Origin of the sequence: Enterobacter sp. BIDMC 29, assembly GCF_019378755.1 — a bacterium.
Classification (GTDB): Bacteria; Pseudomonadota; Gammaproteobacteria; order Enterobacterales; family Enterobacteriaceae; genus Enterobacter; species Enterobacter ludwigii.
Map to the genome: position 1 here is coordinate 861404 of NZ_CP080000.1, position 26146 is coordinate 887549.

Below are 26146 nucleotides of genomic sequence, written 5' to 3' on the forward strand. Positions count from 1 at the left end.
TCGGATCGATATAAGCACACAAAGGGGGAAGTGCTTACTTATTATGAAACATAAACCACAGATGATGAAAATGCGTTGGTTGGGTGCTGCAGTGGTGTTATCTCTGTATACCTCATCGGCACTGGCCTTTAACATCGACGATGTCGCAAAACAGGCAAAATCGATGGCAGGCAAGAGCTACGAAGCGCCAAAAAGTAACTTGCCCTCCGTTTTCCGCGACATGAAGTATGCGGACTATCAGCAGATCCAGTTCAACCATGACAAAGCGTACTGGAACAACATTAAAACCCCGTTCAAGCTTGAGTTTTATCATCAGGGAATGTACTTCGACACGCCTGTTGCCATTAATGAAGTGACGGCGACCGCGGTACGTAAAATCAAGTACAGCCCGGATTACTTCAATTTTGGCAATGTTCAGCACGATAAAGATACGGTTAAAGACCTGGGCTTCGCTGGCTTCAAGGTGCTTTACCCGATCAACAGCAAAGATAAAAACGACGAAATCGTCAGCATGCTCGGTGCCAGCTACTTCCGCGTGATCGGGGCAGGGCAGGTGTACGGGCTTTCTGCGCGTGGCCTCGCCATTGATACCGCGCTGCCATCAGGTGAAGAGTTTCCGCGTTTCCGCGAGTTCTGGATTGAACGTCCAAAACCAACCGACAAACGCCTGACTATTTATGCACTGCTGGATTCCCCGCGTGCGACCGGTGCTTATCGCTTTGTTATTATGCCTGGCCGTGACACGGTCGTTGACGTGCAGTCCAAAGTTTACCTGCGTGATAAAGTCGGCAAACTGGGCGTTGCACCGCTGACCAGTATGTTCCTGTTTGGGCCGAATCAGCCGTCACCGGCGACGAACTTCCGCCCGGAACTGCACGATTCCAACGGTCTTTCTATTCATGCAGGTAATGGTGAGTGGATCTGGCGTCCGCTGAATAACCCGAAACATCTGGCTGTTAGCAGTTTTGCGATGGAAAACCCGCAAGGTTTCGGCCTCCTGCAGCGTGGCCGTCAGTTCTCCCGATTTGAAGATCTGGATGACCGCTATGACCTGCGCCCAAGCGCCTGGGTCACGCCGAAAGGTGACTGGGGTAAAGGTAAGGTTGAGCTGGTTGAAATTCCAACCAATGACGAAACCAACGATAACATCGTTGCTTACTGGACGCCGGATCAGCTGCCGGAAGCCGGTAAAGAGATGAACTTCAAATACACCATTACCTTTAGCCGCGACGAAGACAAACTGCATGCGCCGGATAACGCGTACGTCATGCAGACTCGCCGTTCTACGGGGGATGTGAAGCAGTCTAACCTGATCCGTCAGCCTGATGGCACCGTGGCCTTTGTTGTGGACTTCGCCGGCCAGGATATGAAAAAACTGTCCCCGGATACTGCCGTTGCCGCTCAGGCCAGCATCGGTGATAACGGTGAAATCGTTGAGAACACCGTACGCTATAACCCGGTAACGAAAGGCTGGCGTCTGACGCTGCGCGTGAAAGTGAAAGATCCGAAACAGACCACTGAAATGCGTGCTGCGCTGGTCAGTAACGATCAGCCGCTGAGTGAAACCTGGAGCTATCAGCTACCTGCCAATGAATAATACATCTGAATATATTGATGCCATGCCGCTGACGGACATTGAAAAAGCGGCGCTGCCTAAAAGCGACATCCGCGCGGTGCATACCGCGCTGGATGGCGAACATCGTCCGTTTTCCCGTGACGATGATACGCCGCTGGGGTCAGTAAAGGCGCGTCTGGCGCAGGCATGGCCAGACTCGCTGGCAGAAGGGCAGTTGATTAAAGACGACGAAGGACGCGATCAGCTTCAGGCAATGCCGAAAGCCACGCGTTCCTCAATGTTCCCTGACCCGTGGCGCACCAACCCGGTTGGCCGCTTCTGGGATCGCCTGCGTGGGCGTGATGTTACGCCGCGCTATCTGTCGCGCCTGACGAAAGAAGAGCAGGCCTCCGAACAGAAATGGCGTACCGTGGGGACCATTCGTCGCTACATTCTGCTGTTACTGACGCTGGCGCAGACCGTGGTCGCCACCTGGTACATGAAAACCATTCTGCCTTACCAGGGCTGGGCGCTTATCAACCCTGCAGACATGATGGGCCAGGATATCTGGGTCTCCTTCATGCAGCTGCTGCCGTATATCCTGCAGAGCGGCATTCTTCTGCTGTTTGCCGTTCTTTTCTGCTGGGTGTCAGCCGGTTTCTGGACCGCGCTGATGGGCTTCCTGCAGCTGCTGATGGGGCGGGACAAATACAGCATTTCAGCCTCAACGGTCGGGGATGAACCCCTTAATCCTGAGCACCGTACGGCGCTGATCATGCCTATCTGTAACGAAGACGTTGACCGCGTATTTGCGGGTCTGCGTGCGACCTGGGAGTCCGTAAAGGCAACCGGTAACGCGGCGCATTTTGACGTCTATATCCTGAGTGACAGCTACAACCCGGACATTTGCGTTGCCGAGCAAAAAGCCTGGATGGAACTGATCGCGGAAGTGCAGGGTGAAGGCCAGATCTTCTACCGCCGTCGTCGTCGTCGCGTGAAGCGTAAAAGCGGAAACATCGATGACTTCTGCCGTCGCTGGGGGAATCAGTACAGCTACATGGTCGTGCTGGATGCTGACTCCGTAATGAGCGGCGACTGCCTGAGCGGTCTGGTGCGTCTGATGGAAGCCAACCCGAACGCGGGGATCATCCAGTCTTCGCCAAAAGCGTCCGGTATGGACACGCTTTATGCGCGCTGCCAGCAGTTTGCAACCCGCGTCTACGGGCCGCTCTTTACCGCTGGTCTGCACTTCTGGCAACTGGGTGAGTCTCACTACTGGGGTCACAACGCCATTATCCGCGTGAAGCCGTTCATTGAGCACTGTGCGCTGGCTCCGCTGCCGGGTGAAGGTTCGTTTGCGGGGTCTATTCTGTCGCACGACTTCGTGGAAGCGGCGTTGATGCGTCGTGCTGGCTGGGGCGTCTGGATCGCCTACGACCTGCCGGGATCTTACGAAGAGCTGCCGCCGAACCTGCTGGATGAGCTCAAACGTGACCGCCGCTGGTGTCACGGTAACCTGATGAACTTCCGCCTGTTCCTCGTAAAAGGGATGCACCCGGTTCACCGTGCTGTGTTCCTGACTGGCGTAATGTCTTATCTCTCCGCACCGCTGTGGTTTATGTTCCTTGCGCTCTCTACTGCGCTACAGGTGGTGCATGCTCTGACGGAACCGCAATACTTCCTGCAACCGCGCCAGCTGTTCCCGGTGTGGCCGCAGTGGCGTCCGGAGCTGGCGATTGCGCTGTTTGCCTCCACCATGGTGCTGCTGTTCCTGCCTAAGCTGCTCAGTATCATTCTGATCTGGTGCAAAGGCTCGAAAGAGTACGGTGGTTTCTGCCGCGTGACGCTCTCGCTTCTGCTGGAAGTGCTGTTCTCCGTGCTGCTGGCGCCGGTGCGTATGCTGTTCCATACCGTGTTTGTGGTCAGCGCGTTCCTCGGCTGGGAAGTGGTCTGGAATTCACCGCAGCGTGATGATGACTCCACGCCGTGGGGGGAAGCCTTCATGCGTCATGGCTCGCAGCTGCTGCTGGGGCTGGTATGGGCGGCAGGTATGGCCTGGCTGGATCTGCGCTTCCTGTTCTGGCTGGCACCGATTGTCTTCTCGCTGATCCTGTCACCGTTTGTGTCAGTGATTTCGAGCCGCTCAACGGTGGGGCTGCGTACCAAACGCTGGAAACTGTTCCTGATCCCGGAAGAGTATTCGCCGCCACAGGTGCTGGTGGATACCGACACGTATCTTGAGCAGAACCGCAAACGCTCGCTGGAAGATGGTTTTATGCACGCGGTGTTTAACCCGTCATTTAACGCTCTGGCGACGGCCATGGCGACAGCGCGTCACCGTGCAAGCCAGGTTCTGGAGATTGCCCGCGATCGTCACGTTGAGCAGGCGCTGAACGATACGCCGGAAAAACTCAACCGCGACCGTCGTCTGGTGCTGTTGAGCGATCCGGTTACGATGGCACGCCTTCACTACCGTGTGTGGTCTGCGCCGGAGAAATACTCTTCGTGGGTCAGCCATTATAAAGAGATTAAAATTAATCCACTCGCGCTGAAGGCGAAGTAAGCCTTCTGTGCCCGGCGGCGTTACGCTACCCGGCAAATAAAATACCGGCTGAAAAGCCGGTATTTTTTTAGAGGTCATTGATGAAAATAATCCTCGCCGTGATGATGGCGTGTTTACTCAGCGGCTGTGGCAGCATCATCAGCCGCACCATTCCAGGGCAAGGCCACGGTAATCAGTACTACCCCGGGGTAAAATGGGATGTACGTGATTCAGCGTGGCGCTATCTCACCGTGCTCGATTTACCGTTTTCACTGGTATTCGATACGCTATTGTTGCCGATCGACGCTCAGCACGGCCCTTATGAATAGGGGAAATTAACGCTCATCCCACTCATCGGCTGCGGTCTGTCCTTCTTCCGTATCCAGCGGCGGCTCGAGCTGAAATTCGCCCTCATCCCACTCGTGCAGGGTGTTTTCTTCAAGCCATTCCTGCCGTAGTTCGATTTCGTCATAGTCGCCATCAAAGACGGCCTGCGCACCTTCTCCGCTCAGGACCGGCAAACATTCTCCTTCCTCGCCATCATCAGCAAAGAATTCGGCCTGCCACATAATATCCCCGTCCTGCAGAACGTATTTCTGGATATTAAGTTGTTGCACGTCAGCATTTTCTTCCTCAACGCCGGGATTATCGGCGAGGAACTCTTCACGAGCGGCATCAATAGCTTCTTCCAGTGTGGCGTACATGGTCATTGGTGTCTCCCTGTTTTCCTGAAGGTTTCAGGGAAAGAATAGCTGAATATCGGGTTCTGCAAGTATGAATGCAAAAATAAGCTGTCACGCGTTCGTCTTATTAACGACCGGTCGTAAAGCCCTCGATAAACTGAACCACGAATAAATCGCATTAAACAACACCACGCCCGCGGTGACGATAAACACGGCGCGGAAACCAAAACTGGCGGAAATCCCGGCTCCGACCAGCGGTCCGGTGACGTTGCCGATATCGCGAAATGACTGGTTATAGCTAAAAATGCGGCCGGCTATCTGGTTCGTTGAGTTGTACACCAGCAGGGTCTGAACCGCAGGCAGTAACGCGCCGTCTGCCGCTCCCAGTAAGAAGCGCAGCAGGCCAAGCTGCCACGGTGCTTGTACCATCGACATCGGAATAAGGAGCAGAACGGAAATCACCAGGGCGCATATCAGGATTTTTTCCGGGCCCACGCGGTCCCCCAGTTTTCCCAGCCTCGGGGCGCTGAGCAGCGCCGCCACGCCGGGCACCGACGCGATAAGACCGCTAATAAATGCAATATTACTGACGTCACCGGCCAGATCGCGAACGTAGAGCGTCAGAATAGGGGCAATCGACCCGGTTGCTACCTGAATAATCAGGGTCGTTACGAACAGGCTTAGCACCAGCCTGGGGTTTTTAAGCGAGGTCAGCACATCCCGTGCGTGGAGCATCTCTTTTCGGGGGACCGGGGTGAAACGTTCACGGATACAGAGCAGCGTGACGATAAAGCAGAGAAAAAGGACGCTGGCAGTAATGAAAAAGACCGGACGCAGGCCGTAGTTATCCGCCAGCAGCCCGCCTGCCAGCGGTCCCAGCAATGCGCCGCTCACGCCTCCGGTGGAGAGCGTGCCGAGCGCCCAGCCGCTTTTGTGTCGCGGAATTTGGGTGGCGATGAGCGCATTTGCGTTAGGAATAAAGCCCCCCAGCAGGCCCAGTAACGCGCGCAAAATCAGAAATTGCCAGACGTTCTGCGCAAGGCCCATCAGCGCCATGATGATGGCCATCCCCAGTGCCGAACGCAGCAGCATGATCTTTCGTCCTTTGCGATCGGCAAGGCCACCCCAGAAGGGCGAAGCAATCGCGGAAAAGAGAAAGGTGATACTGAAGACCAGGCCAGACCACATATTGAGCGCACTGTGACCGGTGACGCCAAGTTGTTCAACGTAAAGCGGCAGGAAGGGCATCACCAGGCTAAACGCCGCACCGGTGAGAAAACAGCCAAGCCACGCAACCGTGAGGTTACGCTTCCAGTTTATGGGGGCATCTGAGGGTGACATAACAATCCGCATAATGAGGTGCAAAGCACCATAGGCCTGAAGTAATAAGCCTGCTAAGTATGCGCCTGGGTTATGATCGCTGCAATGCGGAGGCGCTTTTAAAGCTAAATGAGCGTGCGGCCCTGATGGCCGCACGGAAAATTAATAGCGCGACGGCATACCCTCTGGCCGTGTTTTGAAGCGACGATGGAGCCACATATACTGCTCCGGCGCGAGCATGATGCATTTCTCAACCACTCTGTTCATCCAGCGAGCGGTCGTTTCCGCATCGTCCAGCGGCGGCGCGAGTTCCGGCTCGAGCATCATTAACTCGTAGCCTGAGCCATCCGGCTTGCGACGCGGGACAAACGGGACGATCGCGGCTTTGGACATTTTCGCCAGCATCCAGGTACCGGTGGTTGTGGCCGCCTCTTCAACGGCGAAGAACGGGACAAATACGCTGGATTGTGGGCCATAATCGTGGTCAGGGGCATACCAGATCACTTCACCTGATTTCAGCGCGCGGATCATCCCCTTCAGGTCTTTACGGTCGATCATACTTTTGTTGGAGCGCATACGGCCGTTGGTCTGGATTAAATCGATCACCGGGTTATCGTTAGGGCGATAAACACCAATACCGGGTGCCTGCATGCCAAACATACGCGCACCGATCTCCAGCGTCAGAAAATGCACGCCAATGAGCAGTACGCCTGTCTTATTTGCCTGAAGCGTATGCACAGGCTCCATACCCGTCCCGGTGACTTCACTCCAGCGGGCCATCCGTTTGTCTGGCCAGAACCATGCCATACCGGTTTCCATCAGCCCCATGCCAACGGATTCGAAATTCCTGGTAACCATCTCATGACGTTCCGCCTCGCTCATCTGCGGGAAGCACAGCTCAAGGTTGCGGTAGGCAATCCTGGCGCGGCGTTTCATGAATTTTTGACCAATACGGCCCACACATTTGCCCACACGGAAAATCACAGGGTAAGGGAGTTGGACCATCAGCCATAAAAAACCAATGCCAAGCCAGGTCAACCAATAGCGGGGATGCAAAAGGGCGACAGTAAATTTCGGTAACTGGGTCATGTCTTTCCTGTGTTCTAACGTCCTGTTTAGCTATTGTCTCATTTTTTGAGGCGTAGCAAAAATGTCTGTCTTCGAAACGTGTACGAATGCAGCAATTGTTAAGTCTGACTAACTAGGGTGTGTGAAATGTAGCGTAAATTGTGTGGATGTAAATTGTCATTGTTTGCTATATGATGCCGACCGATTTTTCATTCTCTCTAACGATTGCAGGACTTGTACACCATGCCAGTGTTACACAACCGCGTTTCGAATGAGATGTTAAAGGCGCGTATGTTGGCTGAAACCGAACCGCGCACGACAATCTCATTCTACAAATACTTCACCATCAACGATCCACAAGCGACCCGCGATGCGCTTTATCAGGCCTTCACGACGCTGAATGTTTTCGGGCGCGTCTATCTTGCCCGTGAAGGCATCAATGCCCAGATCAGCGTACCGGAAAGCAAAGTAAACGCCTTCCGCGACCTGCTTTACGGGTTCGATCCGGCTCTCAACGGTGTACGCCTGAACATTGCCCTGGATGATGACGGTAAATCATTCTGGGTACTGCGCATGAAAGTGCGTGAACGCATTGTCGCGGACGGTATTGACGATCCGGCGTTTAACGCCGCTGATGTCGGGGAATACCTGAAAGCGGCGGAAGTGAATGCGATGCTGGACGATCCGGATGCGGTGTTCATCGATATGCGTAACCACTATGAGTATGAAGTGGGGCATTTCGAAAACGCGATGGAAATTCCGGCTGATACCTTCCGCGAGCAACTGCCAAAAGCGGTTGAGATGATGCAGGAACATAAAGATAAAAAGATCGTGATGTACTGCACCGGCGGGATCCGCTGTGAGAAGGCCAGCGCCTGGATGAAGCACAACGGGTTTAATAAGGTCTGGCACATTGAAGGCGGCATTATTGAGTACGCCCGCCGTGCCCGTGAGCAGGGTTTACCGGTGCGTTTTATCGGTAAGAACTTTGTCTTTGACGAACGAATGGGCGAGCGTATTTCAGAGGATGTGATTGCCCACTGTCACCAGTGCGGTACGCCGTGTGATACCCATACCAACTGCAAAAATGACGGATGTCATTTGCTGTTTATTCAGTGTCCGGCCTGTGCCGAGAAATTTAACGGATGCTGCAGCGAACTGTGCAGTGAAGAGAGCATGTTGCCGGAAGAGGAACAGCGCCGTCGTCGTGCAGGACGGGAAAACGGTAACAAGATTTTTAATAAATCCCGTGGCCGTCTGAACACCAAACTGGGTATTCCCGACCCTGAATAAGGCTGATGCCCGGCAGCGTGAAAGCCTGCCGGGCGTCGCTATTATGACTTCTGCTGAACGCCTTCAACGGAAATAATCAGTTCGACATCCTGAGAAGCCGGGCCCAAATCGGTAGTAATATTAAAGTCTTTCAGGTGAATTTTACCTGCGGCTTCAAATCCGGCACGTTTACCCCCCCACGGATCGTCACCCTGGCCCATTAATTTTGCATTCAGCGTAACCGGTTTTGTCACGCCGTTGAGCGTCAGGTTGCCGGTAATATCCAGCTTATCGCCATCTTTTTTCACTTCCGTGGAGGTGAAGGTGGCCTGTGGGAATTTAGACACGTTCAGGAATTCCGCACTGCGCAAATGTTTATCGCGTTCTGCATGATTGGTGTCGACGCTGTTGGTATTAATGGTCACGTTGACTTTATCGGCGGCAGGATTTTTTTCGTCAAAGCTGAATGTGCCGTCAAAATCATTAAAGGTGCCATACAGCCAGCTATACCCGAGATGCTGAATACGGAAATTGACGAAAGCATGTTGGCCCTCTTTATCAATTTTATAGTCAGCAGCAACGGCTGAGCCGGTGGTAAATAACAGAGAACCCAGTGCGATACCCAGCAGGTGTTTTTTCATTTTAAGCTCCAGAGTCAACTGACGAGCGGCCAAGCATGCGCTTTAGCGTATCGTCTTTATCGATGAAATGATGTTTAAGGGCGGCTAGCCCGTGCAGCACGGACAGGATAACCACGCTCCATGCCAGCCAGAGGTGAATCACCCCGGCAATATCGGCCTGTGATCCCGCATCGGCAAGCGTTGCCGGGACATCAAAAATGCCAAAAACGCTTATCGGTTTACCCTCTGCTGTCGAAATGAGATAGCCGCTGATCAGAAGAGCGAAGAGCAGCGCATAAAGCGTAATATGCGCGGCAACAGCGCTGATACGGGTAAATTTACTGTGGGTCTTTGGCGCGGCAGGCGGCGGTGAAATGTGTCGCCAGATCACGCGAATAACCAGCCCCATCATCAGCAGCACGCCGATGCTCTTATGCAGCTCCGGGGCCTGGTGATACCAGCCATCGTAATAGCTGAGTGTCACCATCCAGAGGCCAAGTCCGAACATGGCATAGACCGCAATAGCAAATATCCAGTGCAAGCTTATGGATATTATTCCATAGCGCCGGGAGGAGTTACGCAATTGCATCAGGATTACCATTATCAAATAAACAGAGCAGTAAAAATGAACGGGAAGGAATGATATTGCAACTGAAATAAGTCGATATTGATTTTTATTTTATTTATTTCAGCGGTTTTGAAAATGATCCGCAAAGGTAATTCAATGTCTTCGTGCAAGACTTAACAAAGGGCTAATTGAGGAATTGTTCTAACTTAAGTAAATATAAAGTAATGTCAATAAATGTCAGGCAGACTTTCAGTAAAATACAATGTAAATAAAATCAATGATGGCCAGCAGCGCCCACAATAAGATATAGAGCATCAAATGCTCACGAATATTATTGATGAGAAAACCCACAACTTTGCGCATAGCGCCCCGCAAACCGTAACAAGAGAACGGGCTCCGGAACGTCCGAAGCCCGTGGTGGATTATCCGTTAAAACGTGAAAGAGAGAAGGGCGTCAGATCAAACTGCGGTGTAATACCCTGGGCAAACTGCGCGGCAATTTCACCCAGCACCGACGCGAACTTAAAGCCGTGACCGCTCAGACCGGTGATGAGCAATGTGTTCTCATGCCCGGGGAGCGTATCGATAATAAAGTCTTCGTCCGGCGTGTTGTCGTAGGTGCATGCCGCGCCATAGAGTAAGCCACCGACGCCCGGCAAAATATTTCGCAGGAACGAGAAGGCTTCAGAGCCATCCTGTGGGTAGGCGCCAAACGGTTTACGTTCTTCAGGAGAGGAGATAATTTGTCCCCCATTGTGTTTCCCGATTTTGAGCGCGTCTTTATCCGAAGGGAAGCCGTAGAACTGATCGCCGTTGGGTAACTCGCCGGTGAACGCCGGGAATTTATTCTGCGTACTGTAACGGCCATCAGACTGGAACCAGGAGAAGACCTTGCGCACCGGCTGTACGGGCAGGTCTGGCAGCAGACGGGTTACCCAGGTACCTGCACTGATGAGCAATCGGGAGGCCGTGTACTCTCCGTCCAGGGTTGTCACCGTGACGCCGTCAGCGTCATGTTTAATGGCCTCGACCGGGCAATTGAAAAGCTGGGCGCAGCCTGCTTTCGCGGCCAGCGCTATCCAGGTTTTTATTGCTGTTTCGCAATGCAACACCCCAGAATGGGCTTCAAAGAGACCAACATAATCGTCCGGGACGGTGATTTCCGGCCAGCGTGACATGATCCCCGCCGCGTCGAGCTTCTCAACGTCCAGGTTGAATGTCTTCGCGCTGCGTTCGACGCTGGCGAGAAAATCAGAGCGGGCAGGACCAAGGTTAATGATACCGGTGCGTTCGAAAATGCGCTCCTCAGTCTGTTTAGCCAGTTCGTCCCAGAGCGCTTGCGCGCGAAGTACCAGCGGGACATAGCGCTCGCCTTCACCATAGGCGTGACGAATGAGGCGAGTATCGCCATGATGACTTCCCTCTGAATGAGGGGGAAGATGGGCATCTATCATCAGAACCTTGAGGCCAGCCTGGGTGGCATAATATCCGGCGGCAGAACCAACGGAGCCGCTACCAATAATAATCAGATCATATTTCATGGGCATCTCTTAAACTAACGCTTTGTTAGCAGAGTAATTAACATCGGGGGCTTATACAAGGGAGAAATAAATAAGGCACCCCGAGGGTGCCTGTAGAGTGAAAAGTGGGCTAAACGCTAATGCCGTTTATACTCATTTTCCTGGTAGTCGCCAGATTCTATTTTTGCGATGCCTGCTTCCAAAATAGAAATAAACTGACGGGCGACGTCTGTCGTAAGCCACAGCGTCTGTCCAACTTCCGCTTCTTCACGGTTCAGCTGATTTGGGGTCTGGTAGTGCAAACGCAGCATCAGTGCATCGTAGCTGTCTACGGTACTGATATCCCAGCCAACGAGTGGGTGGGTCTGGATGACTTCGCTATTCTTTTCCATTATAACCCCCATAATGCGTGTTAGAAGACAACGACTTCGAGGTTCAATGCATGTTTTTCTGAAGCAACTTCAGTATACAAGTAATAAGGGTTCCTAAGGGAAAAATAAACAGCTAGCAACACATTTTTCTGCTTTTTAGGATTGTTCGAACAATAAAACACCATGTTGTTCACGATTTTTAAAGAAGTTGCCGAATTAATTTGAACTTTCTGGATTTTCAGGCGAAAAAAAAGCCGGGGCGACCCGGCAAAAAAACACAATGAGGGAGCAGTGTTAATCTGTGATGAACCAGTCGTCGGCGCTTTCCCACGTTTCCTGCAGGATTTCGGTGATACGCGCTTTATCTTCTTTCGCGCCGCCAATGACGGAGAGGTTGTTTGCGGCCGCGTAACGCACCGTTACGGCACCATCGTTTTCGGGAAAGGTGTTGTTAATACGACGGGATAATTCGCCTGCAAGCGCATCAAGCGCGCCGGCAGGCAGAACGGTAGTTTTGGCTATGGTGACTTCAATACGCATAAATGCCCCCTGTGTAATATACTGTTTATTTATACAGGTATATTATCGGTTTGACAACAAGGGGCACTGATTTTTTAGCGTTTTACCGTCCAGCGAACGGTTTCACCTGCCAGGAATGGGATCAGCGTGTCATCGGTCAGTGGAATGGCTTCCTCAACCTGGCTCTCTTTACGTTCCAGCTCAATGAAGGTCTCATTGACCGGCAGCCCATAAAAACGGGGGCCATTGAGTGAGCAGAACGCCTCGAAATGCGGCAGGGCATTCATCTCTTCAAACACGGTTGCATAGCTGGCGAGAGCGGTTGGGGCATTAAAGCAGCCCGCACAGCCGCAGCTTGCTTCTTTGCGATGACGCGCATGAGGTGCGGAATCCGTGCCCAGAAACGCGCGGGAGAAACCGCTGGCAACCAGTTCGCGCAGCGCCTGCTGGTGAATGTTACGCTTGAGGATCGGCAGGCAGTACAGATGTGGACGTACACCGCCAACCAGCATGTGGTTACGGTTAAACATCAAATGCTGTGGCGTGATGGTGGCGGCGATAAGCTCGTTACCGTCGCGGACATACTCAGCGGCATCTTTGGTGGTGATGTGCTCGAAGACCACTTTGAGCGCGGGAAGGCGCTGACGCAGGGGCTCCATCACGGTGTCGATAAAACGGGCTTCACGGTCAAAGATGTCGATCTCGGCATGCGTGACTTCACCGTGAACCAGCAGCGGCATACCCAGTTTCTGCATACGCTCCAGCACCGGCATGATGGCATCAATGCTGGTAACGCCGTGGCTGGAGTTGGTGGTGGCATTGGCCGGGTAAAGTTTCGCAGCGGTGAATACGCCTTCGTTAAACCCGCGCTCCACTTCGTTTGGATCCAGGGAATCGGTCAGGTAGCAGGTCATCAGCGGGGTGAAATCATGGCCCGCCGGGACGGCATCCAGAATGCGCTGGCGATACGCCATTGCGGCATCGACGGTGGTGACTGGTGGCACCAGGTTAGGCATGACAATCGCGCGGCCATAAATTTCGCTGGTATAAGGCACGACGGTTTTGAGCATATCGCCATCGCGCAGATGGATATGCCAGTCGTCAGGGCGGCGGATTTTAAGAACCTGGGGTTGTGCAGTCATGGAAGCTCCGGCTTGTCAGGAATCAGTCATTCGGATGGCTGTTTTTGCCGGACACAAATCATAAGCGGAAACGTTTTCGTTTGCACACTTTTCCGTAAAAAAAAGGGCGCCTCGGCGCCCTACGGATTAATCAGTGAAGGGAATAATGATTTCTCCCGGTTTCACCTCTATCCCTTTAGCATACTTTTTCGCAAGCGCTTCACCCTTGCTCTTGTCTTCACTTAAGACATAGGCTGGCTGCTGATTAAAATAGTTACGCAGCGACTGATTCAGATAAGGCATCAGGGTTTGCAGCACAGATTTCATCTTGTCCGGCGTGACTTCTGCATCGACGACTTCCATCTCCTGCAGGTAAATAGCCCCTTTCTCTTTGTTAAAGACCGGCAGCGCTTTTAGCTTCAGCTTGATATTGGCTTTCTGGTTGCCGAAGAGGGAGGTCATATCGAGGTTCGCATCCCCGTTCAGCGTCACTTTGTTTGGCTCTTCACGTCCTATCTGGCTGGTCAGGTTGCTGAGGACGATATGCGCATCGGCAAGCCCGGGCACGCCGATGTCTTTTGAAAAGTTGTTATGTTTTTCCAGCGCCTGATTAATTTCCTGTTCACTGACGGTGTATTGCGTAAGCTGGTTACAGCCCACCAGCAGACCGCTGACAATGAATGCAGCGGCAATGACAATTTTCTTCATAGTGTTCCTCAACGAAAAATCGGCGCTTCTGTCCTGTTACGTCAGTATGTCAGTGTGAAATGGCAGAAACCAGCAGAAAAAACTGAGAAGTGAGGCGGGAGCGACCTCCCGCCAGAGGGAAGGGCTACGCGCCCGGTTCGAGCATGCCGCTTGCGCTGCGCTTCTGGCTGAACTGCCACCAGAGGGCCAGCAGCGTCATAAAGCCCACCGCGCCGAGCATCATCCACGGCAGTTCCGGTTGATTCAGCGCTTTGCCTGCATCAAACAGCCAGCCGCCGCCGGCGTAACCCAAAGCCCCACCAAAGGCCAGACCGAGTCGGCTGAACCCCATATAGCTGCCGCGGGCACGTGCATCTGCAAGCGAGGCGCTCAGCGTCTCACGAGCCGGCTCGGCGATGATAGAGCCAATATAGAAGGTGCAAATCAGCGTAAACAGCTGCTGGAGAGAATTCACCAGACCGATGGGCATCATGCTCAGCGTCATTAAAAACAGCCCGGCCATCAGACGATGCTCCAGGCGAAAACGCCGTTCACTCCAGCGGGCAATCGGATAGAGCAGCGTCAGCGAAAGCGCGGCTTCGATGGCGTACATCCATTTCACGGCGGCCGGGGTTCCCGCAATATCATTCACCATGATAGGCAGCATCAGCATCACCTGCACGGCAAGCATGTAGTAACCCGTCAGGGTCAATACGTAGGTGACAAAACGTTTGTCGTGCAGGACGCGGCCCAGCCCTTCGCGTACCGGCGCTTTCACCGTCGACAATTTCCATGCTGGCAGATACAGGCCATTAAAGAGGGCGCACAGAATAAAGAGCACCGCGCCAGCCGCGCAGACCAGACGGAAATCGTACTGCAGCAACCAGCTCCCCAGAAGCGCGCCAATTACCGCGCCCGCGCTGTCCTGCATCATTAAAATCGAGAAGAAACGTCCGCGGTGCTGCGGGCGAATTAACTTCACCACCAGCGCGGTGCGCGGCGGGTCAAACAGGGTTCCGCCGATCCCGGAGAGAAAGCAGGAGAACCACAGAAGCCAGGGCTCATGGGCAACCGCCATCGTGGCAAAGCCTGCCGCACGCAGCAGCATACCGGTCACAATCATCGGTTTCGCGCCGAAGCGGTCAGCAATGGCGCCGCCAAACACCCCAAGGCCTTGCTGGACAAACTGGCGTAAACCCAACGCGATGCCAACCATCAGCGCCGCCCAACCCATTTGATCGACAAAGCGGATCGAGATAAGAGGAAACACGACAAAAAAGCCGAGCACGACCAGCATGTTATCGACTAGCAGGAAATATTTACCCAGGCTCCTCGCCTGTGATACGCGGGACATTTTCCCTCCAGGGAAAACAGGATGGTGAGCACGCTAACATTCTGCGGGGTTACTGCGCGTTTTCCCACCCCTGGGCGTGACAATATTTTTTTATCAAAAGAGCGCTTTGATAGAGAGTTCTCATCGAAAAATGTGAAAAGAGGTCAAAATGGTATGTCACTGTTTTCACAGACGGCGCAGGCACAGGTATAGTAAAGCTAATGGGTCAGCAGAAGTGACGGGAAGGAGTGGTATCGATGTTTGGCTATCGCAGTAATGTGCCAAAAGTGCGTCTGACAACGGACAGGCTGGTCGTTCGTCTGGTGCATGAGCGTGATGCCTGGCGTCTGGCGGATTATTACGCCGAGAATCGCCAGTTTTTAAAACCCTGGGAACCCGTTCGGGATGAGAGCCATTGTTACCCATCCGGCTGGCAGGCGCGCCTCAGTATGATTGCGGAATTTCATAAGCAGGGAAGTGCGTTTTATTTTGCGCTGCTGGATCCCGAAGAAAAAGAGATCATCGGCATCGCCAACTTTTCAAACGTCGTGCGCGGATCGTTTCACGCCTGCTACCTCGGCTACTCCATCGGTCAGAAATGGCAGGGGCAGGGGCTGATGTATGAAGCATTAACGGTGGCGATCCGTTATATGCAACGCACGCAACATATTCATCGTATTATGGCGAACTATATGCCGCATAATCAGCGCAGCGGTAATTTGCTGGCGCGTTTAGGGTTTGAGAAAGAGGGTTACGCCAAAGACTATCTGCTGATAGATGGAGAATGGCGCGACCATGTCCTCACGGCATTAACCACCCGGGACTGGACAGCGGGTCGCTAAGGAGAAGAGATGAAATATCAGTTAAGCGGTGCAGAAGCGCGCGTCGTCGGATGCCTGCTGGAAAAACAGGTCACGACGCCGGAGCAATATCCGCTCTCTGTCAACGCCGTCATGATGGCCTGCAACCAAAAGACCAACCGCGAGCCGGTAATGAACCTCAGCGAGCATGACGTTCAGGATGTGCTGGATGAACTGGTGAAACGCCATTATCTGCGCACCGTCAGCGGCTTCGGAAACCGCGTCACCAAGTACGAACAACGTTTTTGTAATTCCGAATTCGGCGACCTGAAGTTGAGCGCCGCGGAAGTGGCGGTGATCACGACCCTTTTACTGCGCGGGGCACAGACTCCCGGCGAGCTGCGCACACGGGCTTCCCGTATGCATGAGTTTGCGGATATGCAGGAAGTGGAACAAACCCTGGAAGGGCTTGCAACCCGCGAGGATGGCCCTTACGTGGTGCGTCTGGCACGCGAACCGGGCAAGCGTGAGAGCCGCTATATGCATCTCTTCAGTGGCGAGGTGGATACCGCGACGCTGGCAACGGAACAAGAGTCCACTGTTGTCAGCGGCAGCCTGACGGCGCGCGTGGACGCGCTGGAAGAGGAGGTCGCTGGGCTGAAACAGCGCCTGGACGCACTGCTGGCACATTTGGGAGATTAACAGTGAAAAAATTACGTGTAGGCGTGGTGGGGCTTGGCGGTATTGCACAAAAAGCCTGGTTACCGGTATTAGGCGCGGCAACGGACTGGACGCTTCAGGGCGCGTGGTCACCTACCCGCGAGAAGGCTGAACGCATCTGCGCAACCTGGCGGATACCTTATGCCGCTTCGCTGTCGGATCTTGCCCGCGAGTGCGACGCGGTATTTGTGCATACCTCAACGGCAACGCACTATCAGGTGGTCAGCGAACTGCTGAATGCCGGTGTTCACGTCTGTGTGGATAAGCCCCTGGCGGAGAACGTTCAGGATGCCGAGCGACTGATAGAGCTGGCGGCACGCAAGAACCTGACGCTGATGGTGGGCTTTAACCGCCGCTTCGCTCCGCTTTATCAGCAGCTGAAGGCACAGCCGGGCGCGCTGGCCTCTCTGAGGATGGATAAACACCGTACCGACAGCGTCGGGCCAAACGATCTGCGCTTTACGCTTCTCGATGATTATCTGCACGTGGTGGACACGGCGCTCTGGCTGACGAACGGCCAGGCTCAGTTGAAAAGCGGGACCCTGATGACCAACGATCTGGGCGAGATGGTCTACGCCGAGCACCACTTTGCGCTGGAACATCTGCAGGTGACCACCAGCATGCATCGTCGTGCGGGCAGTCAGCGGGAGTTTGTCCAGGCCGTCACTGACGGTGCGCTGTATGACATCACTGACATGCGGGAGTGGCGAGAAGAGAAGGGCAACGGTGTGGTCACGCTTCCGGCGCCGGGCTGGCAGAGCACTCTGGAGCAACGCGGCTTCGCGGGATGTGCCCGTCACTTCATTAGCTGCGTGCAAAATCAGACGGTTCCGGAAACAGCCGGTGAACAGGCCATCATGGCGCAACGCATCGTGGAACGGCTCTGGCGAGAGGCCATGAGTGAATAACCCTCTGTAACATCTGCCGATAGTAATTCCCTTAAATCCGGGTAGACTAAGCGCCGATTGTTGGTTTCGCCGGGAGGCTTTTCGCCTATCCGGCCTGCAAATCCGAAGGCCTGCGCTAGCGCAACGCCGTCGGGCATTCATTACGCCTGCTCTGCAGGCGTTTTGCCGTATGGTTGTGGAAATTCACATTAATGAACTTATTAAAATCGCTGGCAGCCGTCAGCTCGATGACCATGTTTTCTCGCGTACTGGGTTTTGCGCGCGATGCCATTGTGGCAAGGGTTTTTGGTGCTGGGATGGCAACGGACGCCTTTTTCGTCGCGTTCAAACTGCCGAATTTATTGCGCCGTATTTTTGCTGAGGGGGCTTTCTCGCAGGCCTTCGTTCCAATTCTGGCGGAATATAAAAGCAAGCAGGGCGAAGATGCTACGCGGGTGTTTGTCGCCTATGTCTCCGGCCTACTGACGCTGGCGCTGGCTATAGTGACAGTCCTGGGGATGCTGGCTGCGCCCTGGGTGATTATGGTGACCGCGCCGGGGTTTGCCGACACCGCTGATAAATTTGCGCTTACCACCCAGCTGCTGCGCATTACCTTTCCTTATATCCTGTTGATCTCGCTGGCCTCGCTGGTGGGGGCAATCCTCAATACCTGGAACCGCTTCTCCGTTCCGGCGTTTGCGCCGACGTTTTTGAATGTCAGCATGATTGGCTTTGCCCTGTTTGCCGCACCGCATTTCAACCCGCCGGTACTGGCGCTGGCCTGGGCGGTGACCGTGGGCGGCGTCCTGCAGCTGGCATATCAGCTGCCGCATCTGAAGAAAATTGGCATGCTGGTTCTGCCGCGCATTAATTTCCGTGATGCTGGCGCAATGCGCGTCATGAAGCAGATGGGACCTGCAATCCTCGGGGTTTCTGTCAGCCAGATCTCACTTATCATCAATACCATCTTTGCCTCTTTCCTGGTGTCCGGTTCGGTCTCCTGGATGTACTACGCTGACCGTCTGATGGAGTTTCCTTCTGGCGTACTGGGCGTCGCGCTGGGGACGATTCTGCTGCCGTCGCTCTCGAAAAGCTTTGCCAGCGGCAACCATGATGAGTATTGCCGCCTGATGGACTGGGGCTTACGCCTCTGTTTCCTGCTGGCACTGCCAAGCGCGGTGGCGCTGGGGATCCTCGCGAAACCGCTGACCGTCTCGCTGTTCCAGTACGGTAAATTTTCAGCCCATGATGCGTCCATGACTCAGCAGGCGCTGGTGGCGTACTCGGTGGGATTGATGGGGCTGATTGTTGTTAAAGTGCTGGCACCAGGGTTCTACTCCCGTCAGAACATTAAAACCCCGGTGAAGATTGCCCTGGTGACGCTGGTGATGACCCAGTTGATGAACCTGGCGTTTATTGGCCCGCTGAAGCACGCGGGTCTGGCTCTGTCTATTGGTCTGGCGGCCTGTCTGAATGCCGGGCTGTTGTACTGGCAGCTGCGTAAGCAGGATATCTTCACGCCGCAGCCGGGCTGGGCGAGTTTCCTTGTGCGACTGGTTATCGCGGTGCTGGTGATGGCAGCGGCGTTGCTCGGCATGATGCACGTGATGCCGGAGTGGTCGCTCGGCACCATGCCTTATCGTCTGCTGCGACTGATGGCCGTGGTGGGTGTTGGGGTTGTGGCTTACTTTGCCACCCTCGCCGTGTTGGGCTTCAAAGTGAAAGAGTTTGCCCGCCGTACGGCATAAACGCCAAAAGGGGAGTTCACCTTATGGTGCTCCCCACTGCTTGATTTGTCGCTTATGCTTCAAATCGAAATCTTTTTCCCGCCCGTAATACGGGCCGTCGCTGTCTGACCATCCGCACCGTACAGCCCGGTTTCTTTATGCGGCTTTAACACCTCAAGCGCTTGCTGATTACGCTCTATCTGACCTTCAAGCAGCCAGCCGTTATGCTGGTTGAGATCGCGAAGGTGCTGGGTTTTTTCTGTAATAGTCTGCCAGCGCTCAACGATATCGTCGTTAGCACTGCGCTTAGGATCCTGCTCAGCGCGACGTTGCTGCTCAAGGTAATCCAGCGTCGCAAGGAGCGAGCTTTTGTCTTCAGTAATACGCTGCAACGCGCTGCCGTTGATGTGACCGGAAGAGAGGTGCTGTTGCTCAGCGTCCATTACCGTTTTCAGGTCGTTCAGGACAACCGTCATTTGATCCAGTATTTCTGACAGTCGACTCATACGGTTAGTTACTCTGTAAGAAACTCTGCGCTTCCTGAATCAGGGCGTCAGCAATTTTGCTGGTGTCCATTTTCAGCTCGCCGTTACGAATAGCCGTTTTCAGCGCTTCAACACGTTCCATGTTGATATCGTTGCCGCCTGGCTGCATCAGTTTTGCCTGGGCATCGCTCAGGGTTACGCTGGTGCTGTTAGACGTTGACGGTTTTTCCAGACGCGTTTTCTGCGGCGTAGCGTCATTCGTTTCGCGAGGTTGTACAGCGCTTACCGGCTTCAGGGCTGATGTACGATCAATGCTCATAGTGTTGTCCTCATCGAGGGTTCGCGGCGTTGGCGCCTGACATCATCAATAGTTGAATATTTATCGGCAGCTGCAGCGAAATCTTTAAAAAGATTATAGGTTAATCAGAATATTCCCATCAGAATCGACGGTTCCGCTAACCACCTGCCCTGAAGACATTCTGACGCGGGCATTTTGTGCCACCGCGGCATTGTTTAACGCTTTCCCTTCACTGTTGATACTGAAGCCATCTCCATTGGCCACCACCATCACCTGTTGACCCGCCTTGACGCGCCACGCCTGGCGCAGCATCGACAGCTGTATCGGTTGGCCCGGTGCGACATCACGCAGGCTGATGGCGTCCTGCGCCTGGTTAATTTCAAGCATTGTCCGTGGCGGCAGCTGATCCAGACGGCCACGTTTCAACGTCACGCTGTTGGCCTGCAGTGCGGTACCCCGGGCAATGGGGACAGCGGCGACAACATAATTGCCTGTCGCCTGGACTGCAACCTGTAAATACCGTTTTTCGTTGGCGCAGCGTGCCAGCACGTTCACGTTCCCCCACAGTCTGGTGGTGCCGGTCACGGTAAATGACGGCTGCTCACAGGAGGGATACAGATTTGGTGGCGTGCGTACCGTGACGACAACTTCATCGCTAAAGCCCGCCAGCTTCTGGGCAAAAAAGGTGTTTAGCTGATCCTGTAAACCATCCGCCTGCACCAGGGGGCTAAAAAGCAAGAAAGTTGCCATCAGGCCACGTTTTAACGTTTGCATCGCAAGTTCCACCGTTTCCAGAATTGAGTGAATTCTACCTGCAGTGGTTTTTCATCAACGCAATAAATAGCGACGCATTTTGCGCTTATTCCGTCGATAAGGCGGATGGGTTGAGATTTAAGCTGTGAACTGAAATTTTGCCATCAGCGGAGGAGACATGCTCGATAAACTCGACGCCGCGTTACGTTTTCAGCAGGAAGCGCTCAATTTACGTGCCCAGCGGCAGGAAATTTTAGCCGCCAATATCGCTAACGCCGATACGCCAGGGTATCAGGCGCGCGATATTGATTTTTCCAGTGAGCTTAAAAAAGTGATGGAGCGTGGACGCGCAGAAGGGAGCGGTGTCGCGCTCGCGCTGACCTCCTCACGTCATATTCCCGCTCAGACGATGACCGCACCAACGACCGATTTGCTTTATCGCATTCCCGACCAGCCTTCACTCGACGGTAACACCGTGGACATGGACCGGGAGCGTACACAGTTTGCCGATAACAGCCTGAAGTACCAGACAGGCCTGACCGTTCTCGGCGGACAAATCAAAGGCATGATGAACGTCCTGCAGGGGGGCAACTGATAAATGGCCTTGCTGAATATTTTTGATATCGCCGGCTCGGCGCTTACCGCGCAGTCCAAACGTCTGAACGTAGCCGCCAGTAACCTGGCGAACGCCGACAGCGTGACCGGACCAGACGGTCAGCCTTATCGTGCGAAACAGGTCGTCTTTCAGGTCGATGCGGCGCCAGGCGCGGCCACCGGCGGTGTGAAAGTCTCTGATGTGGTTGAGAGCCAGGCACCGGACAAGCTGGTGTATGAGCCTGGCAACCCGCTGGCGGATGCGAACGGTTACGTAAAAATGCCTAACGTGGATGTGGTGGGTGAGATGGTGAACTCCATGTCGGCGTCACGCAGTTACCAGGCAAACGTCGAAGTGCTTAATACCGTGAAGAGCATGATGCTCAAAACACTCACTCTCGGCCAGTAAAGGAGACATGCATGTCCATCGCCGTAAATGTGAATGATCCCACGAACTCAGGTGTTAATGGCGCCAAAAGTTCGACGGGTTCCAACGCCCTGACGGGCAGTAACGCGTCCGATCTGCAGAGCAGCTTTCTGACGCTGCTGGTAGCGCAGCTGAAGAACCAGGATCCCACCAATCCGATGCAGAACAACGAGCTGACCACGCAACTGGCGCAGATCAGTACCGTCAGCGGCATTGAAAAACTCAACACCACCCTTGGCTCCGTTTCCGGTCAGATTGACAACAGCCAGTCTCTGCAGGCTGCGAATCTGATTGGTCATGGGGTGATGATCCCGGGGACCACGATCCTTGCCGGCACCAGCACTACCGAGGGGACGTCAACCACGACCACCACGCCGTTTGGCGTTGAGCTGCAGCAGCCGGCTGACAAAGTGACTGCGACGATCAGCGATGCGAGCGGGGCAGTGGTACGCACCATTGAGATTGGTGAGCTGAAGGCAGGCGTACACACCTTTACCTGGGACGGCAGCCTGACCGACGGCACGAAAGCACCAAACGGTTCTTACAAAGTGGCGATCAGCGCCAGCAACGGAACCACCCAACTGGTGGCGCAGCCGCTGCAGTTCGCGCTGGTTCAGGGCGTGATTAAAGGCGCCGGCGGTAACAAACTGGATTTGGGTACCTCGGGTACCACCACGCTCGACGAAGTTCGGCAGATTATCTAAGCCTTAACACTTATCAGGAGTAAGTCATGGCCTTTTCTCAAGCGGTCAGCGGCCTGAATGCTGCGGCCACCAACCTGGATGTCATTGGCAACAACATCGCCAACTCCGCGACCTATGGTTTTAAATCCGGTTCTGCCTCATTTGCAGATATGTTTGCCGGTTCCAAAGTAGGTCTGGGCGTGAAAGTTGCGGGCATCACTCAGGACTTTACCGACGGTACGACGACCAATACCGGTCGTGGTCTGGACGTCGCCATCAGCCAGAACGGTTTCTTCCGTATGGTCGATTCCAACGGCTCTGTGTTCTACAGCCGTAACGGTCAGTTCAAACTGGACGAAAACCGTAACCTGGTGAACATGCAGGGTCTGCAATTAACCGGTTATCCTGTTGCGGGTACCCCACCAACGGTTCAGACCGGCGCTAACCCGCAGGCGATCAATATCCCAACGACCTTGATGGCGGCGAAATCCACCACCACCGCGTCCCAGCAGATCAACCTGAACTCTACTGACACCGCGCCAACCACGGCCTTTGATCCGACCAACCCTGACAGCTACAACAAAAAAGGGACGGTGACGGTCTTTGACAGCCAGGGTAATGCGCACAACATGAACCTGTTTTACGTTAAAGACGCGACTCCGGCAAACTCCTGGAAAGTCTATGCCCAGGACGGCAGCGTTGCAGGAAGCACGCCATCCCTGGCGACCACGCTGACCTTCAACACCAGCGGCGTACTGACTGGCGGCGGCAGCATCAATATCACTACCGGCACCGTTCCAGGTGCAACGCCAGCCACGTTTGCGATGAGCTTCGCCAATTCCATGCAGCAGAACACCGGCGCCAATAACATCGTGGCAACCAACCAGAACGGTTACAAACCGGGTGACCTGGTGAGCTACCAGATCAACGACGACGGCACCGTGGTGGGTAACTACTCCAACGAACAGACCCAGGCCCTGGGCCAGATCGTGCTGGCTAACTTCGCCAACAACGAAGGTCTGAAGTCTGAAGGCGATAACGTCTGGTCTGCCACCCAGTCTTCCGGCGTGGCGCTGCTGGGTACCGCGGGCTCCGGTAACTTCGGTACGCTGACCAACGGTGCGCTGGAAGCGTCTAACGTGGATCTGAGTAAAGAGCTGGTGAACATGATCGTCGCGCAACGTAACTATCAGTCGAACGCGCAGACCATCAAAACCCAGGATCAGATCCTCAACACGCTGGTTAACCTGCGTTAAGCGGCTGACAGGAAAGCGCAATGGATCACGCAATATATACCGCGATGGGCGCGGCAAGCCAGACGCTCAATCAGCAGGCTGTTACTGCCAGCAACCTGGCAAACGCCTCTACACCGGGCTTTCGTGCGCAGCTTAATGCGCTGCGTGCGGTCCCGGTGGAAGGGCTCTCCCTGCCGACGCGTACGCTGGTTACGGCCTCTACGCCGGGTGCGGATATGACGCCAGGCCAGATGGATTACACCTCACGCCCGCTGGACGTTGCCCTGCAACAGGACGGCTGGCTGGCGGTGCAGACCGCTGACGGCGGTGAAGGATATACCCGTAACGGTAACATCCAGGTGAGTGCCACGGGCCAGCTGACGATTCAGGGTCATCCGGTAATGGGTGAAGCGGGTCCGCTGACGGTGCCGGAAGGGTCTGAGCTGACTATCGCGGCCGACGGGACTATTTCGGCATTGAACCCGGGCGATCCGGCCAATACCGTTGCGCCCGTCGGGCGTCTGAAGCTGGTGAAGGCGGAAGGCAAAGAGGTGCAGCGTGGCGATGACGGAATGTTCCGTCTGACCCAGGCGACCCAGGCCACTCGGGGTGCCACGTTACAGGCCGATCCGAGCATCCGCGTGATGTCCGGCGTTCTGGAAGGCAGTAACGTCAAGCCGGTCGAAGCGATGACCGACATGATCGCCAGTGCCCGTCGTTTTGAAATGCAGATGAAGATTATCAGCAGCGTTGATGAAAACGCGGGCAAGGCTAACCAACTTCTGGCTATGAGTTAACAGGACTCCTTATGATCAGTTCTTTATGGATCGCGAAAACTGGCCTCGACGCGCAGCAAACCAACATGGATGTGATTGCCAACAACCTGGCAAACGTCAGCACCAATGGTTTCAAGCGTCAGCGTGCCGTTTTCGAAGATTTGCTTTATCAAACCATCCGCCAGCCTGGAGCGCAGTCTTCTGAACAAACGACACTGCCATCCGGTCTGCAGATTGGTACCGGTGTTCGTCCGGTAGCCACCGAGCGTCTGCATAGCCAGGGCAACCTGTCTCAGACCAACAACAGCAAAGACGTGGCAATCAAAGGCCAGGGGTTCTTCCAGGTGCAGTTGCCTGACGGTACTTCTGCCTATACCCGCGACGGATCGTTCCAGGTCGATCAGAATGGTCAGCTGGTGACGGCGGGTGGTTTCCAGGTTCAGCCTGCGATTACCATCCCGGCGAATGCCCTGAGTATTACTATCGGGCGTGACGGCGTGGTGAGTGTGACGCAGCAGGGGCAGGCCGCACCTGTTCAGGTTGGACAACTAAACCTGACCACCTTCATGAACGACACCGGTCTGGAAAGCATTGGTGAGAACCTCTACACCGAAACGCAATCCTCCGGTACGCCAAATGAAAGCACCCCGGGCCTCAACGGTGCGGGTCTGTTGTATCAGGGTTATGTGGAAACCTCGAACGTGAACGTTGCGGAAGAGCTGGTGAATATGATCCAGGTCCAGCGCGCGTATGAAATTAACAGTAAAGCAGTGTCGACGACCGACCAGATGCTGCAGAAACTGACGCAACTCTAAGGTGTAGCCCGGTGCGGTCAACGCCGCGCCGGCTCCCTGTTTTCGAAGATGAAGGCAATGCAAAAAAACGCGGCGTTTCGTTATCCGATACTGACTGTTCTGGCTGTCACCCTCAGCGGGTGTGCCTTGATCCCGTCTAAACCTTTAGTGCAGGGTGCGACTACCGCCCAACCCGTTCCTGGCCCGGCGCCAGTGGTGAACGGCTCCATTTTCCAGACCGCGCAGCCAATCAATTATGGCTATCAACCGCTGTTTGAAGATCGCCGCCCGCGTAATGTCGGCGATACGTTGACCATTGTGCTGCAGGAAAACGTCAGCGCGAGCAAGAGCTCGTCGGCGAATGCCAGCCGCGATGGCAAAACCAATTTCGGTTTCGATACCGTTCCACGCTATCTGCAGGGCCTGTTCGGCAATGCGCGTGCTGATGTCGAGGCCTCTGGCGGCAATACCTTTAACGGTAAAGGTGGCGCGAATGCCAGCAATACCTTTAGCGGCACGCTGACGGTGACGGTTGACCAGGTGCTGGTTAACGGCAATTTACACGTTGTGGGTGAAAAACAGATCGCCATCAATCAGGGCACTGAGTTCATTCGTTTCTCGGGCGTGGTTAATCCTCGCACCATCAGCGGCACCAACACCGTTCCGTCCACCCAGGTGGCGGATGCGCGCATCGAGTACGTCGGTAACGGCTACATCAATGAAGCGCAAAATATGGGTTGGCTGCAGCGTTTCTTCCTTAACTTATCGCCGATGTAAGCGAGGTGACC

The 26146-nt window shown here is 54.5% G+C and carries 30 protein-coding genes; 15 read left to right on the top strand and 15 right to left on the bottom strand.

Going from position 1 to position 26146, the window contains the following annotated elements:
* The first annotated feature begins 43 nt into the window (after positions 1–43).
* From mdoG to JTA15_RS03935, 3 genes are all read left to right on the top strand, one after another.
* Complete coding sequence (gene mdoG, locus JTA15_RS03925; protein ID WP_025204472.1) at positions 44–1597, top strand: glucans biosynthesis protein MdoG; 1554 nt, start codon at positions 44–46, stop codon at positions 1595–1597.
* Positions 1590–4118, top strand: coding sequence for a glucans biosynthesis glucosyltransferase MdoH (gene mdoH / locus JTA15_RS03930; RefSeq protein WP_020884696.1), 2529 nt, complete (start codon positions 1590–1592; stop codon positions 4116–4118). The genes mdoG and mdoH overlap by 8 nt, the downstream gene beginning before the upstream one ends.
* Before the next feature lie 80 nt (positions 4119–4198).
* Complete coding sequence (locus JTA15_RS03935) at positions 4199–4426, top strand: YceK/YidQ family lipoprotein (RefSeq protein ID WP_020884695.1); 228 nt, start codon at positions 4199–4201, stop codon at positions 4424–4426.
* A gap of 6 nt (positions 4427–4432) precedes the next feature.
* Here the strand turns inward: JTA15_RS03935 and JTA15_RS03940 are convergent, their stop codons facing one another.
* The 3 genes from JTA15_RS03940 to JTA15_RS03950 all read right to left on the bottom strand — a co-directional run bounded on the left by JTA15_RS03940 (position 4433) and on the right by JTA15_RS03950 (position 7189).
* Positions 4433–4807 (bottom strand): MysB family protein, encoded by a 375-nt coding sequence (locus JTA15_RS03940; protein ID WP_020884694.1) that lies wholly within the window; start codon positions 4805–4807, stop codon positions 4433–4435.
* An 84-nt stretch (positions 4808–4891) separates the two neighbouring features.
* Positions 4892–6121 (bottom strand): multidrug efflux MFS transporter MdtG, encoded by a 1230-nt coding sequence (gene mdtG / locus JTA15_RS03945; RefSeq protein WP_032681267.1) that lies wholly within the window; start codon positions 6119–6121, stop codon positions 4892–4894.
* A 141-nt stretch (positions 6122–6262) separates the two neighbouring features.
* Positions 6263–7189 carry a Kdo(2)-lipid IV(A) acyltransferase gene (locus JTA15_RS03950; RefSeq protein ID WP_014169534.1) on the bottom strand — a complete coding sequence of 309 codons (927 nt, stop codon included), beginning with the start codon at positions 7187–7189 and terminating at the stop codon, positions 6263–6265.
* Between the two features lie 222 nt (positions 7190–7411).
* Here JTA15_RS03950 and JTA15_RS03955 point away from each other — a divergent pair, with 222 nt between their 5' ends.
* Positions 7412–8461: a rhodanese-related sulfurtransferase gene (locus JTA15_RS03955; RefSeq protein ID WP_020884692.1), complete on the top strand. Its 1050-nt coding sequence runs from the start codon at positions 7412–7414 to the stop codon at positions 8459–8461.
* Between the two features lie 41 nt (positions 8462–8502).
* Here the strand turns inward: JTA15_RS03955 and JTA15_RS03960 are convergent, their stop codons facing one another.
* The 9 genes from JTA15_RS03960 to mdtH form a co-directional block, all read right to left on the bottom strand.
* Entirely contained in the window at positions 8503–9081 is a 579-nt protein-coding gene (locus tag JTA15_RS03960) for a YceI family protein (RefSeq protein ID WP_020884691.1), read from the bottom strand.
* Between the two features lies 1 nt (position 9082).
* The gene (locus tag JTA15_RS03965; RefSeq protein ID WP_025204469.1) at positions 9083–9649 is read right to left on the bottom strand and encodes a cytochrome b; all 567 of its coding nucleotides are present in this window, start codon (positions 9647–9649) and stop codon (positions 9083–9085) included.
* Between the two features lie 228 nt (positions 9650–9877).
* Positions 9878–9991, bottom strand: a complete 114-nt coding sequence (locus tag JTA15_RS03970) for a DUF2770 family protein (RefSeq protein ID WP_032670549.1) — start codon at positions 9989–9991, stop codon at positions 9878–9880.
* Positions 9992–10050: 59 nt separating this feature from the next.
* Positions 10051–11169, bottom strand: coding sequence for an N-methyl-L-tryptophan oxidase (gene solA / locus JTA15_RS03975; protein WP_020884688.1), 1119 nt, complete (start codon positions 11167–11169; stop codon positions 10051–10053).
* A gap of 116 nt (positions 11170–11285) precedes the next feature.
* Positions 11286–11540 (bottom strand): biofilm formation regulator BssS, encoded by a 255-nt coding sequence (gene bssS / locus JTA15_RS03980; protein WP_008500827.1) that lies wholly within the window; start codon positions 11538–11540, stop codon positions 11286–11288.
* 273 nt (positions 11541–11813) lie between these two features.
* The gene (gene dinI, locus JTA15_RS03985; protein ID WP_020884687.1) at positions 11814–12059 is read right to left on the bottom strand and encodes a DNA damage-inducible protein I; all 246 of its coding nucleotides are present in this window, start codon (positions 12057–12059) and stop codon (positions 11814–11816) included.
* 74 nt (positions 12060–12133) lie between these two features.
* Complete coding sequence (pyrC, locus tag JTA15_RS03990) at positions 12134–13180, bottom strand: dihydroorotase (RefSeq protein WP_032677867.1); 1047 nt, start codon at positions 13178–13180, stop codon at positions 12134–12136.
* A gap of 126 nt (positions 13181–13306) precedes the next feature.
* On the bottom strand, positions 13307–13867 hold the full coding sequence (locus tag JTA15_RS03995) for a lipoprotein (protein WP_020884685.1): 561 nt from the start codon (positions 13865–13867) through the stop codon (positions 13307–13309).
* Between the two features lie 124 nt (positions 13868–13991).
* Complete coding sequence (gene mdtH / locus JTA15_RS04000) at positions 13992–15200, bottom strand: multidrug efflux MFS transporter MdtH (RefSeq protein ID WP_014169547.1); 1209 nt, start codon at positions 15198–15200, stop codon at positions 13992–13994.
* 236 nt (positions 15201–15436) lie between these two features.
* On the opposite strand from mdtH, the gene rimJ reads away from it, so the two are divergent.
* From rimJ to murJ, 4 genes are all read left to right on the top strand, one after another.
* Complete coding sequence (gene rimJ, locus JTA15_RS04005) at positions 15437–16021, top strand: ribosomal protein S5-alanine N-acetyltransferase (RefSeq protein WP_013097146.1); 585 nt, start codon at positions 15437–15439, stop codon at positions 16019–16021.
* A gap of 9 nt (positions 16022–16030) precedes the next feature.
* Entirely contained in the window at positions 16031–16681 is a 651-nt protein-coding gene (locus JTA15_RS04010; protein WP_020884684.1) for a YceH family protein, read from the top strand.
* 2 nt (positions 16682–16683) lie between these two features.
* A complete protein-coding gene (locus JTA15_RS04015) occupies positions 16684–17607 on the top strand; it encodes a Gfo/Idh/MocA family protein (RefSeq protein ID WP_025204464.1) in 924 nt (307 codons plus the stop codon).
* Positions 17608–17798: 191 nt separating this feature from the next.
* The gene (murJ, locus tag JTA15_RS04020) at positions 17799–19334 is read left to right on the top strand and encodes a murein biosynthesis integral membrane protein MurJ (RefSeq protein WP_020884681.1); all 1536 of its coding nucleotides are present in this window, start codon (positions 17799–17801) and stop codon (positions 19332–19334) included.
* A gap of 59 nt (positions 19335–19393) precedes the next feature.
* Here the strand turns inward: murJ and flgN are convergent, their stop codons facing one another.
* The 3 genes from flgN to flgA all read right to left on the bottom strand — a co-directional run bounded on the left by flgN (position 19394) and on the right by flgA (position 20870).
* On the bottom strand, positions 19394–19819 hold the full coding sequence (gene flgN, locus JTA15_RS04025; protein ID WP_025204463.1) for a flagella biosynthesis chaperone FlgN: 426 nt from the start codon (positions 19817–19819) through the stop codon (positions 19394–19396).
* 4 nt (positions 19820–19823) lie between these two features.
* Positions 19824–20117, bottom strand: coding sequence for a flagellar biosynthesis anti-sigma factor FlgM (gene flgM / locus JTA15_RS04030; protein WP_014169554.1), 294 nt, complete (start codon positions 20115–20117; stop codon positions 19824–19826).
* A gap of 93 nt (positions 20118–20210) precedes the next feature.
* On the bottom strand, positions 20211–20870 hold the full coding sequence (gene flgA / locus JTA15_RS04035) for a flagellar basal body P-ring formation chaperone FlgA (protein WP_047366234.1): 660 nt from the start codon (positions 20868–20870) through the stop codon (positions 20211–20213).
* Between the two features lie 157 nt (positions 20871–21027).
* Here flgA and flgB point away from each other — a divergent pair, with 157 nt between their 5' ends.
* The 7 genes from flgB to flgH are packed head-to-tail and all read left to right on the top strand — an operon-like array spanning position 21028 to position 26135.
* The gene (flgB, locus tag JTA15_RS04040) at positions 21028–21444 is read left to right on the top strand and encodes a flagellar basal body rod protein FlgB (RefSeq protein WP_014169556.1); all 417 of its coding nucleotides are present in this window, start codon (positions 21028–21030) and stop codon (positions 21442–21444) included.
* Positions 21445–21447: 3 nt separating this feature from the next.
* Entirely contained in the window at positions 21448–21852 is a 405-nt protein-coding gene (flgC, locus tag JTA15_RS04045; protein ID WP_013097138.1) for a flagellar basal body rod protein FlgC, read from the top strand.
* Positions 21853–21863: 11 nt separating this feature from the next.
* Entirely contained in the window at positions 21864–22574 is a 711-nt protein-coding gene (gene flgD, locus JTA15_RS04050; protein WP_014169557.1) for a flagellar hook assembly protein FlgD, read from the top strand.
* 26 nt (positions 22575–22600) lie between these two features.
* Positions 22601–23809, top strand: a complete 1209-nt coding sequence (gene flgE / locus JTA15_RS04055) for a flagellar hook protein FlgE (protein WP_014169558.1) — start codon at positions 22601–22603, stop codon at positions 23807–23809.
* Positions 23810–23829: 20 nt separating this feature from the next.
* Positions 23830–24585 (top strand): flagellar basal body rod protein FlgF, encoded by a 756-nt coding sequence (locus JTA15_RS04060; RefSeq protein WP_014169559.1) that lies wholly within the window; start codon positions 23830–23832, stop codon positions 24583–24585.
* A gap of 11 nt (positions 24586–24596) precedes the next feature.
* Positions 24597–25379, top strand: coding sequence for a flagellar basal-body rod protein FlgG (gene flgG / locus JTA15_RS04065; RefSeq protein WP_008500810.1), 783 nt, complete (start codon positions 24597–24599; stop codon positions 25377–25379).
* Between the two features lie 57 nt (positions 25380–25436).
* Positions 25437–26135 carry a flagellar basal body L-ring protein FlgH gene (flgH, locus tag JTA15_RS04070; RefSeq protein ID WP_023311139.1) on the top strand — a complete coding sequence of 233 codons (699 nt, stop codon included), beginning with the start codon at positions 25437–25439 and terminating at the stop codon, positions 26133–26135.
* Positions 26136–26146: the final 11 nt, after the last annotated feature.